Origin of the sequence: Bombilactobacillus mellifer, from assembly GCF_000970795.1 — a bacterium.
GTDB classification, from domain to species: Bacteria; Bacillota; Bacilli; order Lactobacillales; family Lactobacillaceae; genus Bombilactobacillus; species Bombilactobacillus mellifer.
Window position 1 is genome coordinate 551,691 of the sequence record NZ_KQ034028.1, and the last position, 14,920, is coordinate 566,610.

12 protein-coding genes are annotated in these 14,920 nt (G+C 40.2%); 8 read left to right on the forward strand and 4 right to left on the reverse strand.

Annotated features, from left to right (window positions below; all coding sequences use genetic code 11):
- Positions 1 to 150: 150 nt before the first annotated feature.
- A complete protein-coding gene (locus tag JG30_RS02780; protein WP_046315965.1) occupies positions 151 to 801 on the reverse strand; it encodes an NAD(P)H-binding protein in 651 nt (216 codons plus the stop codon).
- Between the two features lie 585 nt (positions 802 to 1,386).
- Here JG30_RS02780 and JG30_RS09250 point away from each other — a divergent pair.
- From JG30_RS09250 to rbsK, 3 genes are all read left to right on the forward strand, one after another.
- Positions 1,387 to 1,512, forward strand: coding sequence for a hypothetical protein (locus JG30_RS09250; RefSeq protein ID WP_255526339.1), 126 nt, complete (start codon positions 1,387 to 1,389; stop codon positions 1,510 to 1,512).
- Positions 1,513 to 1,883: 371 nt separating this feature from the next.
- Entirely contained in the window at positions 1,884 to 3,584 is a 1,701-nt protein-coding gene (gene argS / locus JG30_RS02785; protein WP_046317173.1) for an arginine--tRNA ligase, read from the forward strand.
- Positions 3,585 to 3,660: 76 nt separating this feature from the next.
- Positions 3,661 to 4,587 carry a ribokinase gene (gene rbsK, locus JG30_RS02790; RefSeq protein WP_046315967.1) on the forward strand — a complete coding sequence of 309 codons (927 nt, stop codon included), beginning with the start codon at positions 3,661 to 3,663 and terminating at the stop codon, positions 4,585 to 4,587.
- Here rbsK and JG30_RS02795 read toward each other — a convergent pair.
- On the reverse strand, positions 4,584 to 5,450 hold the full coding sequence (locus tag JG30_RS02795; protein ID WP_046315968.1) for an RluA family pseudouridine synthase: 867 nt from the start codon (positions 5,448 to 5,450) through the stop codon (positions 4,584 to 4,586). The two genes, rbsK and JG30_RS02795, sit on opposite strands and share 4 nt — an antisense overlap.
- 42 nt (positions 5,451 to 5,492) lie before the next feature.
- Between JG30_RS02795 and JG30_RS02800 the strand changes: the two genes are divergently transcribed.
- From JG30_RS02800 to JG30_RS02820, 5 genes are all read left to right on the forward strand, one after another.
- Complete coding sequence (locus JG30_RS02800; protein ID WP_084616692.1) at positions 5,493 to 7,601, forward strand: transglycosylase domain-containing protein; 2,109 nt, start codon at positions 5,493 to 5,495, stop codon at positions 7,599 to 7,601.
- Positions 7,602 to 7,617: 16 nt separating this feature from the next.
- Positions 7,618 to 7,959: a YlbF family regulator gene (locus JG30_RS02805; RefSeq protein WP_046315970.1), complete on the forward strand. Its 342-nt coding sequence runs from the start codon at positions 7,618 to 7,620 to the stop codon at positions 7,957 to 7,959.
- A 69-nt stretch (positions 7,960 to 8,028) separates the two neighbouring features.
- Positions 8,029 to 9,216, forward strand: coding sequence for a metallophosphoesterase family protein (locus JG30_RS02810; RefSeq protein ID WP_046315972.1), 1,188 nt, complete (start codon positions 8,029 to 8,031; stop codon positions 9,214 to 9,216).
- Positions 9,216 to 11,729 carry an ATP-binding protein gene (locus JG30_RS02815; RefSeq protein ID WP_046315974.1) on the forward strand — a complete coding sequence of 838 codons (2,514 nt, stop codon included), beginning with the start codon at positions 9,216 to 9,218 and terminating at the stop codon, positions 11,727 to 11,729. Before JG30_RS02810 ends, JG30_RS02815 begins: the two co-directional genes overlap by 1 nt.
- Positions 11,729 to 12,715, forward strand: a complete 987-nt coding sequence (locus JG30_RS02820) for a 3'-5' exoribonuclease YhaM family protein (RefSeq protein WP_046315976.1) — start codon at positions 11,729 to 11,731, stop codon at positions 12,713 to 12,715. Before JG30_RS02815 ends, JG30_RS02820 begins: the two co-directional genes overlap by 1 nt.
- A gap of 21 nt (positions 12,716 to 12,736) precedes the next feature.
- On the opposite strand, the gene JG30_RS02825 is transcribed toward JG30_RS02820, so the two are convergent.
- Positions 12,737 to 13,915: a MalY/PatB family protein gene (locus tag JG30_RS02825; protein WP_046315978.1), complete on the reverse strand. Its 1,179-nt coding sequence runs from the start codon at positions 13,913 to 13,915 to the stop codon at positions 12,737 to 12,739.
- Positions 13,908 to 14,774 (reverse strand): DUF3737 family protein, encoded by an 867-nt coding sequence (locus JG30_RS02830; RefSeq protein ID WP_046315980.1) that lies wholly within the window; start codon positions 14,772 to 14,774, stop codon positions 13,908 to 13,910. Before JG30_RS02830 ends, JG30_RS02825 begins: the two co-directional genes overlap by 8 nt.
- Positions 14,775 to 14,920 lie beyond the last annotated feature (146 nt).

The following is a 14,920-nucleotide window of genomic DNA, read 5'->3' on the forward strand; positions in this document are numbered from 1 at the left end:
ATTAGTTATTCAATAAAGGAAGTAATTATGCTGGTTACTTTTATCTATTAGAGTAAAAGTGGGACAGGTTTCCAGATTCCAGTCGTAATGGCCGAAACACAGACTGCTGGCTTTTATAAATAAACTTTTAAAATAGTTGCCCATAGATATTTAGACCTGCAGCCAAGCAGGTAAATTGCCTGCAGTATGTGGTTTATTCAGACCTACGCTGGTATGTGGATATAAAGTAGGATTTTTGATTACCCGAACCACAAAATCAGCTACACTTTGGCGGGAAACTTCAGTCCCTCGAAAGGGTTCGTCAGCGCTAGTAATCTCATAATTAATTTCATCTTTGTTAGTTAACCAAGCCGGTCGAAACTGTGTCGTATTAATTTGTGATTGTTCTTCAATTAGTTGATTGGCTAGTCTAAATCCGGGTAGATAATCAGCAATGGCAGTTTCGTTCCACGTACCAAATTTACCAGGTACTTCATGTAAAGCCCCCAAAGCACTATAGAAAAGAAGCCGTTGACATCCTGTTTTCTGCATTGCTTCTAAGATTAATTTGGTCAAGATGGCTAAATCGACACCGCCAATATTAGAATAAACTAGATCAGCTCCTTTTACTGCCAGTTGTAACGTACTAGGATCTTGGACATTACCTGCGATTATCGAAACTCGTGGGGCAGTTGCTAAAGAAGCTAGGCGTTCAGCACGACGCAAATATAAACGTAAATATAAATGTGTTTCTTGAATTAATTGCTGAGTGACGATTTGAGCTGTAGTACCATGAGCTCCGAGAATAGCAATAGTAGTCATATTTTAGTCTCCTTTTTATGTGATCGGCAATAATGTACACCTTGGGAAGAAATGAAAATTTATTATTGGTCCATAAAACCCAAATAGTTTAAGCCCACAACCTACATGGATTTATTTAAGGAAAATTTATTTGAAATAATCGGGTGCATTTTCATATTTCTTTTAATTAATTGGTAGTATTATCTAGTTAGGCCTTATTACTAAGTTTTTGTATTTATTAAGTAAGCTTCTTATTTAATATTGCAGTTATGAGGCATTTATGGATTGTGAGAGTTTTATAAGATCCATATTGTTGGAAGTAATTAGTTTTTGGGCTTAAATTGTTTTCTGGCAGGTTCAAATCAGCGCTTGAATAACGTATTTGATTTTAACAAATGGCGATATCAGATAATACGTGCTTTATATATTAAAAAAAATTTATTTAGTCTTGCTTTTTTAGAAAAAAAAGATTAAAATAATTAATCAATATATTTAGGGCTGTCATACATATTTTACTTGCACAATGTTAATATTTTTTAACGTTGATTTGACATTTAACAAGTTTGTGAGTAAAATAACATATATAAAGAAAGGGAGGTAATGAACATGAACAAAAAACTCCGTATTCAACTTGACACCGCTTCGCAAACGTTCATTGCCGTTGATCCAAACAGAAATGAAAGTGGACAAGGCAGAACTATTCAAGAAGCTATAAATCATTTAGGTAAATAATTTGTCAGCCACCTTTAAGAGGTGGCTTTTTTGATGGGGAATAGTCTTAGCAAAACCATAATTTATAAGCGTCCAAAAGTTTCAGAAATCCAATTAAAATTATCCGCATTAATTGCTTGAATCTCTTTGGAATTTCCTTTAAAATTAAGAAGCAAAGATTTAAGTATCATGTTAGGGAATAACAGTGAGCTTAGGACAGTGCAAACTGAGCATAAATAATGATACCGTCGCGGCTTTGTAACAACCAAATATAATATTTGAGTGGATTAATAATCAAATAGAGTGGTACCGCGGGCATGCTCGTCTCTTTCAGTTTAGTATGAAAGAGACTTTTTTTATTGAAGCATATTGGAGGAAATATTTTGAATTTAATGGAAGCACAACAAACGATTGCCAAACAATTAGAACAGGTTTTATTACAATTTGATCAGGTCGATTTAACGACATCACAAATTGCAGACTTAATCGAAGTTCCCAAAAATTCTGATTTAGGTGATTTTGCTTTTCCTACTTTTCAGTTGGCGAAGCAACTGCACCAAGTCCCGGTAAAAATTGCACAGCAAATAGTGGCAGATCTGGATTCTTCAGCATTTACGAAAGTGGTGGCTCAGGGCCCGTATGTGAATTTTTTCCTGCAGCGGCCAGCTATTGTGACCCAGACTTTAGCAACGGTGGTAACAACCGGCGAACACTTTGGAGATCAACAGACAGGACAGCAAGCCCGCATTGTGATTGATATGTCGTCGCCTAATATTGCTAAGCCGATGTCGATGGGGCACCTACGTTCGACGGTGATTGGGAATTCGATTGCTAAAATTTTAGCTAAATTAGATTACCAACCGATTAAAATTAATCATTTGGGAGATTGGGGAACCCAATTTGGCAAACTCATGGTTGCTTATAAAAAATGGGGAAATGAAGCAGATGTCAAACGAGATCCAATTAATAGTTTACAAAAATATTATGTAAAGTTTCATCAATTGGATCAAAAATATCCCGAATTAGATGAAGAGGCGCGCGCTTGGTTTCGTAAATTGGAAGCGGGCGATGAAGAAGCCACGCATTTGTGGCAATGGTTTCGTGATGAATCTTTAAAATCTTTTACGAAAGTATACGATGAATTAGGAGTCCAATTCGATTCTTATACGGGCGAAGCTTTTTACAATGATAAAATGGCCGAAATTGTCGATTTACTACAGCAAAAAGGGTTGTTACAAGAGAGCAAAGGCGCCGAGATTGTTGATTTAGGTCCTGATTTACCGCCGGCTTTAATCAAAAAATCAGATGGAGCAACGTTGTACATTACCCGAGATCTTGCCGCTGCTTTATATCGCAAACGTACTTATCATTTTGCTAAGGCTTTATATGTAGTGGGGAGTGAACAAAGCGTTCATTTTGAACAATTAAAAGCCGTTTTAGCTAAAATGGGTTATGCTTGGTCTGAAGATATTGAGCATATCAAATTTGGCTTAATTACGGCTGGTGGTAAGAAACTTTCCACCCGGCAGGGTCGAGTTATTTTATTAGAGAATGTATTACAGGATTCCGTCACATTAGCTCGGCAACAAATTGATGAAAAAAATCCGACTCTGGCTGATAAAGAAACAGTCGCACATGCTGTGGGAGTGGGGGCCGTTATTTTTCATGATTTAAAAAATAATCGGACCGACAATTTTGATTTCCAACTAGAAGAAGTGGTGCGATTTGAAGGTGAAACCGGTCCTTATGTTCAATATACACATGCGCGGGCAATGAGTATTCTTCGCAAAGCTGCGCAACAATCTGATGACAAAGTAGCTTGGGAACAAGTGGATGATAATACTTGGGAAATTGCAAAATTGTTAGCAGATTTTCCAAGAATTATTCAACAAGCTGGGACCCAACGTGAACCTTCAGTTATCGCTAAATATGCTTTACGTTTAGCTAAAGCTTTTAATCACTATTATGCCCACACCAAAGTACTAGTGGCAGATGCACAATTAGCAGCACGACTACAGTTGGTACAAGCGGTGGCAATTGTGCTGAAAGAAGCTTTGAATTTGTTGGGAGTACAAGCTCCGGATGAAATGTAATAGTTCAATTTGTTCTAAGGAGCAACTTATGCTAGGCTGAACTTAATACAACATTTCAATAGTGGAAGTGAGAGCTGTGACCAATAAAATTGTTGTTTTGGGAAGTTTGAATGTTGATCAAACATTGCATGTTCATCGTTTACCACAACCTGGGGAAACTATTAAAATGACTGCTCAAAGTTCGGCTTTAGGCGGTAAAGGTGCAAATCAAGCAGTAGCTGCCCGGCGTACTGGTTTGGCGCAGACGGCATTTATCGGTCGTGTGGGTGCTGACGCCGCTGGTAAGCGCCTGCTGCATAGCTTAGCCGCCGAACAAATTGATATTCAGCATATTCAGGTGGATCCGCAGCAAGGTACGGGACAAGCCTATGTTTTGCTTCAAGATTCCGGCGAAAATAGTATTATTATTTATGGGGGTAGCAATCAGGCCTTAACTACTGCCGACGTGCAGGCTGCGCATTCGCTCATTCAAGCCGCCGACTTTTTGATTGCTCAATGTGAAATTCCTTTAGCAGTTATTGCCGAGGCCTTTGCGTATGCCCAACAAGTTAATACCCGAACTATTTTAAATCCAGCTCCCGTAGTCCCACAATTGCCAGCTGAGATATTAGAGCATACCGATTTGATTTGTCCTAATGAAACTGAAGCCCAAGCTTTGACGGGGATTTCTATCAACGATGAAGCAACTTTAGTCCAATGTACACAAGCTTTGTATCAGCTAACACAGGCTTGCAGCGTTATTACTGTCGGAGATAAAGGCGCTTATCTGGTTGCAAAGGATATATCACCACAACTAATTCCGGCCTCTGCGGTCCCAGTTGTGGATACGACGGCGGCAGGCGATACCTTTATTGGGGCGATGGTCTCTCAATTACAGCCAGACTTTAAAAATTTGGTGGCAGCAGTGCGGTTTGCATGTCAGGCTTCAGCGCTTACTGTTCAAAGTTTAGGGGCCCAGCCTTCGATTCCTACCTATCAGGCGGTCCAAGCATCTTATAGTTAAGTGGTTAAATGATAAAATTCTGACGGCGCTAAGGTTTCGACCTGGCGCTGTTTTGCTGTAAAAGGAATTTGATAGGTCAATTTCATTGCATGTAGATACAATCGGGCTGCCGGCTCGTTGCCATATAACGGATCGCCTAAAATGGGCAGACCAATTTTTTGCAGATGTAGGCGGATTTGATGAGTACGCCCTGTCTTTAAATTCAGTTGTACCAAGGCATAGCGACGATTATGCTGTAAGATACGGTAATCAGTTTGGGCAAACAAACCTTGTGAATCCAAGCAGCGACGAGTGGAATGAAGATCCCTACGGCCAATAGGAGCAATGATAGAACCTTGTTTGGGAACCTGAGCTTGATAAGCTGTGACTGCCAGATATTGGCGTTGCATAGTTTTTTGTGCTAACTGCCGTTCTAAAATGGGGATGACCAGGGGATTTTTACCAACCATAATTAAACCACTGGTTAATTTATCTAACCGGTGAATCATGAGCGGTTGTTTGTTTAAATAAGTTCGGACTTGATTAAATAAGGTCTGGGTTTCCTGAGGAACATTAGGATGAGTTTTGATTCCGGCAGGTTTATTAATTATGAGAAGATCGGAGTCTTCATAAACTACTGTAAAATTAACTTGCGCAGCAGGTAAATAATGTTGTTGTGGTAATTGAAGATTCAATGTCAAATCAATTTGATCGCTGTCATGGACCAAGTGATTAAAGGGCTGATAAGTGTTATTTACTAAGATACTGCGTTGAACACGAAGTTCATGCTGCCACTTTCGGGGAATTAACCAGTGTTGTAAAGCGGCGCGGATACTTAGGGGTTGCGGTAAATCCGTGATTGTGAAATGACGTTCCAAAATCATTGTAAATTCCTTTCCTGGAAGTGATTATGATAAAATATGGCTATGAATACAGAAAAATCCCGCCATTGGCAAAAACAGTTGAAGTTATTGCTGAAGAAATCAGCACAAGCATTGCAACGATTTATCCAACGCTTTCATTTAGTTCGTTGGTGTTTATTAATTGTTTTAATTATTGTTTTCATCACTAGCGCTTTTTTGACTTTTAAAGCGAAAACCGCCAATGTTCAAAATTTAAAAGCAACTTTACAAACTACTACGAAAATTATGGATGTGCATGGCAATGATGCAGGTTCCTTATACGCGCAAAAGGGAACTTATGTTAATTTAGATAAAATTTCTCCGGCGATGCAGGCGGCCGTAATTTCGACAGAAGATCGGACTTTTTGGACTAATCCAGGTTTTAGCTTGCGGGGTTATGCTCGTTCAGCGCTAGGCCTAATACTATATCATCGCATCGTTGGTGGGGGGAGTACTTTAACGCAACAGTTAGCTAAAAATGCCCTGTTAACGCAAAAACAAAATTTTACACGTAAGCTGGAAGAATTCTTTTTAGCAGTTCAAATCAATCATGTTTATAGTAAAAAAGATATTTTATCAATGTATCTGAATAATGCTTATTTTGGCAATGGCGTTTGGGGGGTTCAAGATGCTTCTCAACGGTATTTTAATGAAAATGCTGCCGAATTGACCCCAGAGCAGGCAGCAACTTTAACCGCGATGCTGCGTAATCCCAGCTATTATGATCCGATTCAAAATCCTGGCAATTCCCGCAGCCGCAAAAATCTAATTCTACAATTAATGGTGGATAATCACAAGCTTTCAGCCAGTCAAGCACAAGCCGCCAAAAAACGCACCGTGACAATTGTCAACGGATATCAACAGCAAAGCGGTTACCGTTATCCGTCGTATTTTGATGCTGTCATTGGCGAAGCGGAATCGCGGTATCATTTATCCGAAGCGGATATTTTGAATAAGGGCTATACCATTTATACGACCTTAAATCAAGAAGTTCAGTCGCAAATGCAGGCAACCTTCGATAATGATGCGCTATTTCCAGATAATGCGAATGATAATACCTTGGTTCAAGGAGCTTCCATTGCGTTAGATCCCACTACTGGTGGAGTCCAAGCGGTGGTGGGAGGCCGTGGCAAACACGTTTTTCGCTCACTCAATCGTGCTACGCAAATGCGCCGGCAACCGGGATCAACCATCAAACCACTAGCTGTATACACTCCGGCAGTACAATCGGGCTATAAACTGGATTCAATGCTGCCTAATCAAATAACTAGTTTTGGTAAGAACCATTATACGCCTACTAATGCGGATGGTTCTTACGCAGATGAAATTCCAATGTACCAAGCCTTAGCCAATAGTGAAAATGTGCCGGCTGTTGCCTTGTTAGATAAAATTGGGGTTAAAAAAGGAGTGGCTGCAGTAGAAAATTTTGGTATCAAGGTTTCAGAGGACGATCGAAACTTAGCTTTGGCTTTAGGAGGTTTGCAAACAGGGGTTACTCCCTACCAAATGGCGCGGGCCTATACTGCCTTTGCTAATCAGGGCCGCTTAGCTAATACTCATTTTATTACGAAGATTGTCGATGCCACTGGCGCGGTGATTGCCGAACATCACAATGGTTTGCCTAAACCCATTATGAGTAAAAGCACTGCCAAGACGATGACCAGCATGATGCTGGGAGTCTTTGACGAAGGAACAGGACAAGCCGCCAAGCCGGCTGATTATCAACTAGCAGGGAAAACGGGCAGCACGGAAGTTCCTAGAGAATATGGAACTGCAGGTACCAAAGATCAGTGGATTGTGGGTTATACGCCCGATATTGTAGTTACTACCTGGCTGGGTTTTGATAAAACGGACCCGCAACATTTTCTTCAAGAAAAAACAGAATCAGCAGCTTCACAAGTATTTAATAACGAAATGACGAATATTTTGCCTTACACTAAAAAGACGAGTTTTAAAGTTACAGACGCTGCGACTATCGCTCAGCAAAATCAAAAAAATTCCCCCCAGAATTGGATTAATAATTTTGGAAACAATGTCAAACAAAAAGTTGAAGATACAATTAATGACTTTAATAATACTCGTCAAAATGTGACACAATGGTATAATCAAATCAAGGGATTAATCAGACATTAACTAGGAGGACAAATCAGTGATCAATGTTTATGACACTGCTAATCAGTTAGAACAAGAATTACGGCAATCCGTGGAGGTATTGGGGTTACAAGCTGCTTTTAATCAAATGAAGGCTGATCCTATGGCTTACGGTCTATTTCAACAATTACAGAAACTTCAAGCTGATTTGCAGCAAAAACAAATGAATAATCAAGAAATAAAAGATGAGGATATTAAGAAGCTACAAAACGTATCCGATCAATTAGCCAAATATGATAGTGTCAAGAAATTAATGGAACAAGAACGTACAGTGAACGCGATGATGGAAGAATTAAATAAAATAATTTCCAAACCGATTGCTGATATCTATCAAAATTAGAAAGATAAACCGGGAACTCAGTTTTGGATTGAGTACCGGTTTTTTAGTATCTAAGAAACGGAGGTTCTGATGAAATTTATTCATGCGGCAGATTTACATTTGGGTAGTCCTTTCAAGGGATTGACAGATTTACCTTTGCAGATCAAACAGCAGGTCTTACAAGCCATTACCCAATCGTTTACAGCGTTAATTGACACGGCCGTGAAGCAAAAGGTGGATTTTGTCATTCTTGCGGGCGATCAGTTTGATGATGTCCAACGCAATTTACAAGCCCAAGTTCTTCTCCAGCAACAATTAATTCGATTAGCAGATGCCCAGATCCCGGTTTTTATGGTTTATGGCAATCATGATTATTTAACTGCAGACCAAGCAATGATTAATTTGCCAGATAATGTACGGGTATTTGGCCCCAAAGTCACTACCAAAACGTTGCAGACTAAATCAGGTGTTACAGTAGCCGTCAGTGGTTTTAGCTATGATCAAAATCACATTACAACTGATCGTCTGGCGGAATATCCCCAACGACAGTCGCAAGTAGATTATCAAATAGGTATTTTACATGGTCAGATAGGCCAGCCGGGGGACAACTATGCGCCCTTTACTTTGCAGGAATTAATGAGTAAAGGCTATGATTACTGGGCTTTGGGCCACATACATCAGCGCTCGATTTTGGCTCAAAAACCCTATATTATTTATCCCGGTAATATTCAAGGCCGTCATCGTAATGAAACAGAAGCCAAGGGTTTTTATTTAGTTAATTACGATGGTCAGCAAACACGTCCGCAATTCCAGGCCAGTGCACCAGTGATTTGGCAAAATGTCACCCTCTCTGTGGCTGATCTGACAGATATTGACAAATTAATGGCTGCTATTCAAGCAGCGATTACCGTACCGGAAAATACATTAGTCGAATTGACTTTAACTCAAGTGCAAACATTGCCGCCTAAACTTTTAGAAAAAATTACTTCCGGTGAATTGTTGGCCACTTTACAAACTTTAGATCATCAGCAACACTTTAACTATGTCTATCGCTTAAAAACGGAGGCGCAACCGTTACAAGTTTATCAAAGTATCGACGCTCAATATTGGCAAGCGGCTGCCAAAGAAGTATTCCAAGCCGATGCGATCCAAAAGCACTTGGGAAAATTACAGCAAGTCGAAGCCATTCGAGAGCTGTACCAACAAAAAGATTTCCCACAGTGGATACAACAGCAAACGTTGACGTTATTGGAACAAAATGAAGGAGAGTTGCAATAATGCGAATTACAGGAGTAAAGATATTGGGCTTTGGCTGTTGGGTTGATCAAACTTTGGAATTTCAACCTGATTATCAGGTGATTTGGGGGAATAATGAATCTGGCAAAACAACGTTGCTCCATTTTATTCGCTCCATTTTATTTGGCTTTGCAACCGCTCGCGGCCATAAAAAATACTTACAATATATACCACATAACAGTAGTCAGTACGGAGGAGAAGTTTATTTAACTGTTGAGCAGACTCCTTGGACTGTCCGGCGGATCAAAAAAGGCAAAAAAAATGAAGAACTCAGTGTTTTTCGAGGAAGCGAACCAGTTGCGCTGGCGGAGTATCAGGATTTAATAGCACCGATGACTGCTACGTTATTTGGGCAAACTAATTTTATTGATCGCACTACTTTGGATCAAGTTTACCAACTGACCGATGACCAACTATTGGAAGCGATTATGACAGTTGGCGCCGTTGGTTCTAAAGATTGGCTCCAATTAGCGCATCAATTTACTAATAACGCGGATCAAATGTATCGGCCTAGAGGCAAAAAGTTAGTACTCAATCAATTACTGCAACAATCGGGCGAATTACAAACTCATTTAACTGATTTGGCACATGAAAATCAGGACTTTCAAAAGTTAGCGCAGCAAGTTACGCAAATTCAAAGCCAAAAAAAGCAATTACAAAAACAAATTACCCAACAACAGCACCAATTAGACCAACAGCAACACTTACTTCAACTTTGGCCGCAATACCAAAAGTGGCAAGAGTTACAAGCCACAAAATATCAACCTGAAATTGCGAGCGCTGATTGGCAACATTTTGAAAAATTACAGCAACAATTACAATCGCAACAACAAGTTCAAACTAACTTGCAAGCACAACAAGCTCAATTACAGCTCAGTCGAGCAGAACAAACACAACTGCAATATTATCAAGCACATGCGACTGAACTGCACCAATTACAAGCCACTAAACAACAATTGGATTTCACAGCCTCGCAAATGCAACAGCAGGTTAAACCGCAGCAACAAGAAGTTGAAGCACAAATTCAAACTTTATTACAGCAAACTGACGGCTTGCAGGCCACAACGCAGCCTTTGAGTTCTACTGAATTATCGACATATCAACAATTACAACAAAAAGTACAGGAGGCGAAAACAACTGCTAATGCAATCCCTGGCATTGCGCTACCTGCAACCTTTTCAAAGCCATCGGTGGTAATTGTGCTGAGTTTACTGGTAGGAGTTTTAACAGGAGGGATCAGTCATAATTGGTTTTTGGCCGGGGTGATATTTTTGCTGGCACTGGGTTTAAGTTGGTGGGGATTACATTATGTTCGCCGCCAATCTCAAGTTAGTGAGCAAAAAGTTGCGGCAGCCATAACAGCATTACAGCAATTTCAAACAAAACATCATTTACCACAAACCCCGGATTTGGATATTTTGACCTGGCAGACGCAAGCAGCACAAATGTCTCATTATCAAACGCGCTTAGTTCAGTTGCAAGAGCAAGTTCAACAATATCAACAGGCTTTAGATCATTGGCGCCAACAAACCCAGAATCAATTACCAGATGCAATTGCTCCAGCCGAGTTGGCGCATTATTGTCAGCGAATGGAAAAGCTGCAACAGCGCCAAGAACAGTTACAACAGCAGCAATTGACAGATCAAATTGCAGATCTGCAACAGCAACACAAGCAAACTCAAGCTGCATTAATTAAGCTATTGCAGCAGTACCATGTCACAACGGCCGAAGAATTGGAACAATTACACCGGCAAAACTTGGCAGATGTTCAGCAAAGAGAACAGCAGCGAGTTTTGCAGCAAACTTTGAAGACTGCTTTACCACAATTGCAACAAATTGATACAAACACCACTTTGGAGAATCAAATATCCGCATTGCAAACTACTATCCAAACGGATCAAAAACAATTAGCAGTCTTAAATGAACAGCAAGCACAGTGGCAAGCAGAACAGCAGCACTTAGCTGATGATAATCAATTTGCCCAAGTGCAACAAGAAGTGGAATTTAATAAAGCTGCTATTCAAGAAACTTTCACGCAATGGTTAAGTAATCAATTAGCTGCGCTTTGGATCAGTACGACTTTAAATCAAGCCAGTTCTAATCGGTATCCCCATATGCTAGCCCGGGCCCAGCAATTTTTTGCCCGTTTAACTAATCAACGATATCGTAAAATTGAGTTTATTAAACAGGAATTAGCAGTGGTGAATGCCCAAAAAGACCGTTTTACGGTGCGGGAATTATCACGTGGAACAGCCACGCAATTGTTTTTGGCTTTTACTTTAGCGTTTGCGTTAGAAGTCGCAGATCTGAGTGCAATGCCTTTATTGATTGATGATGCGCTGGTTGATTGTGATCAAGTACGACGTTCGAATATTGTTGGATTAATTCAAGAATTAGCTGCTACCACCCAAATTATTTATACTTGCACCGACATTCATACGGCTAATTTATTTGCGGCATCCAATGTGCTGCAACTAGGAAAGGATGATCATTAATGGTACAAAAACTGGCGGATTTGCAAGTCGGGATGGATTTTGAATTACCGGTTTTAATTAATCAGGTGAATGTCCGCACTGCTAAAAATGGCCGTCGTTTTCTCGATTTGATTTTTTCCGATGCTTCTCAAGAATTACCAGGTAAATACTGGGATGCTTCCGAAGCTGATGTCCAAACTTTTGTGGTGGGCAAGGTAGTCTTTTTAACCGGCAAATGTGAAACTTATCAAGGTAAGCTACAGATAAAAATCACAAAGATGGAGCGGACTGCCGACAGCCAATATGAGCTCAATCAGTTTGTCCCGCATGGGCCGTTGACGAAAACACAATTGCAAGAGCAAATTAAAGCGCTTTTGTTGGAAATTACGGTACCTAAGTGGAATCGTATGGTGCGCTACTTATTAAAGCAACATCAGAGCGCCTTTTATGAATTTCCAGCGGCCAAGTCCAATCACCATGATTATGCCGGAGGATTAGCGTTTCATACCTTAAGTATTGCCCGGTTGGCAGAGGACGTTTGCCGACATTATCCCCAAGTTAATAAACCTTTGTTGTTAGCGGGGACGTTGTTGCATGATTTAGGAAAAACTAGTGAATTGAGTGGTCCGGTGGGAACCCAGTACACGGTCAAGGGTAATTTATTAGGACATATTGTCATTATGGACGCGGAGATTGTGAGCGCTTGTGCACCTTTAAAAATAGATCCCGATGATGAAGATATTTTACTATTACGACATTTGGTTGTAGCGCATCATGGATTAAACGAATATGGTTCGCCCAAGCGTCCTCAGTTATTAGAAGCGGAAATTTTACATGACTTAGATGAGTTAGATGCAACAATTAATATGATTGTAAAAGCCGAAAAGAAAGTTCAACCAGGTCAGTTTACCGAACGTATTTTTGGGCTAGATAACCGTCGCTTTTATGTGCCTAAACGGAATAATTCGCAAACAGCGACCCCTAAGCAGACTAATTTAAATTTATAATGAAAAATCATTGACTAAAGGTCAATGATTTTTTGAGGGGACAAAATTAATTAAACCAGTTTGAAAACGACTTAAAGCTTGTTTCAGCATGGCCGGAGGACAAGCACTATTTAAGCGTAGAAAATGTGCTCCATTGCCACGGTAAACATTGCCGGCATTGAGAATTAAACCCGTCTGTTGTTTTATAAAAGTAGCTAGTTCTTGCGCATTTGCGGTCATAGAGCTTACATCGAACCATAATAAATAGGTGGCATTGGCACTGGCTAATTGTAAATTGACAGGCAGCTGGTTTAACCAAGCAGTTACTTGTTGCCGGTTAGCAGTTAAGACTTGGAGTAATTCCTGTAACCAAGTTTGGCCTTGTTGATAAGCAGCAATAGTGGCTGGAACGGCTAATAAATTGGGTTCGGCCAATTCATCATTATTGAAGCCGCGGCTAATTGTGGCTCGCAAATCAGGATCTGGCACAATCACACATGCAGAATGTAAAGCGGCCAGATTAAAGGTTTTGCTGGGGGAGATACAAGCTGCTACATTGGTTAACAAAGCCGGCGGTAAAGCTGCCACCGGAGTATAGGCTGGTTGTCCCAAAACTAAGTCTCCATGAATTTCATCGCTAATCAACCACACGTGGTATTGTTGACACAGTTGGATAATATTTTGTAATTCTACCCGCGACCAAACGCGACCAATGGGATTATGCGGATTACATAACAGCATAATTTTACTTAACGGCTGAGCAAGCTTAGCTTCTAAATCGGCCCAATCAATACTATAATGGGCTTGATGTGGATCATAGCTTAACGGGCTTTCTAATACGTGGCGACCATTATTTTCAATAGAATGAAAGAATATATCATAAACCGGCGTTTGCACTACCACTTGATCGCCAGGCTGACTCAAGCGGCGAATCATTGACGATAGTGCGGGCACTACACCATTACAAAACAACATCCATGCCGTAGATATTTGGGTTTGATGTTGGGTTTGATACCATTCACTGATGGCTTGAAAAAAAGCTAAGGGAACATATTCATATCCAAAATAAGGGGTCGTTAATTTGGTATGCATCGCTTTGACAATCTCTGGTGCTACTGCAAATTCCATATCAGCAATGGATAAGGGTAATTCATTGTCAGTACCTTGCCATTTAACCGAGTTCGTGTGGGAACGGTCGACTACCTTTGTAAAATCATACATTGGCTGTACCTCGCGCAGCGGATTTAGTGAGAATCACTTGGGTTTTGTGAGGATCGATTTTGGTGGGTTCGAGAATAATTTGGTCAATCGCTGGAGCTTCAATGCGGCCACTCAAAGGATTTTTAATACTATCAATTTTGGAATCGATTTGCGCATCAATATTTTCACAGTATTCAAATGCTAAGTCGGTGTGTAGTAATCGACAATGCTCTAATTTTAAATTTTTGATATAACAAAAGCCCTGATTACTTTCTACAGTACAGTTAATTAAAGTTAAATTTTCCGTATTCCAACCCAAATATTCACCATTGATAAAAGAATTTTCAATTGTCACATTTTTACAATTCCAAAAGGCATCTTTGCTTATTAGATGAGAGTTTTTAATCGTAAGGTTGCTGGCACCATCAAATGCATAATTGCCCACTAAATTGAAGTGATCAATATGTATTTGCTGACTATTCATTCCAAAGTAATCTCCCCGCGCTTGAATATTTTTCAGCTGGATAGCTTGGCAATTCCATAAAGTTTCATCAGCATTCGCAAAATAATCTTGCTGCAAGGTAACATCATGACAGCGGCGAAACAGTTTGGGTGCCTGTATCGTACTATCCGTAACTGTAATGTGATCAGTGTACCAGATACCCGAACGGGCCATGGTTTCAAACATGGATTGATCGACCTTAATGTTGTGGCTATACCATAGCGGATATTTCCACTGAAAAATGGTTTTTTGCAGTTTAATATTTTGACTATGCTTGAGTGGGGATTCTCCTTCGCCAAAAGTAGTATCTTCAATAGTAGCATTTTGTAAACCAAATAAAGAGCGTTCACCAGTAAAAAATTGTTCTTGATAATGCATATTAATACTCCCTCCTTCACCGCTTTATTATAAGTCTTGAAGTCACCTTGAAGTCAAGGAGGAGTCATCGAAGCTGCAGGTGAATGACTGGAGTATCAGTCCAAACTGACAAACTATGCACTCACTAATTGATTGGCAAGGGCTGG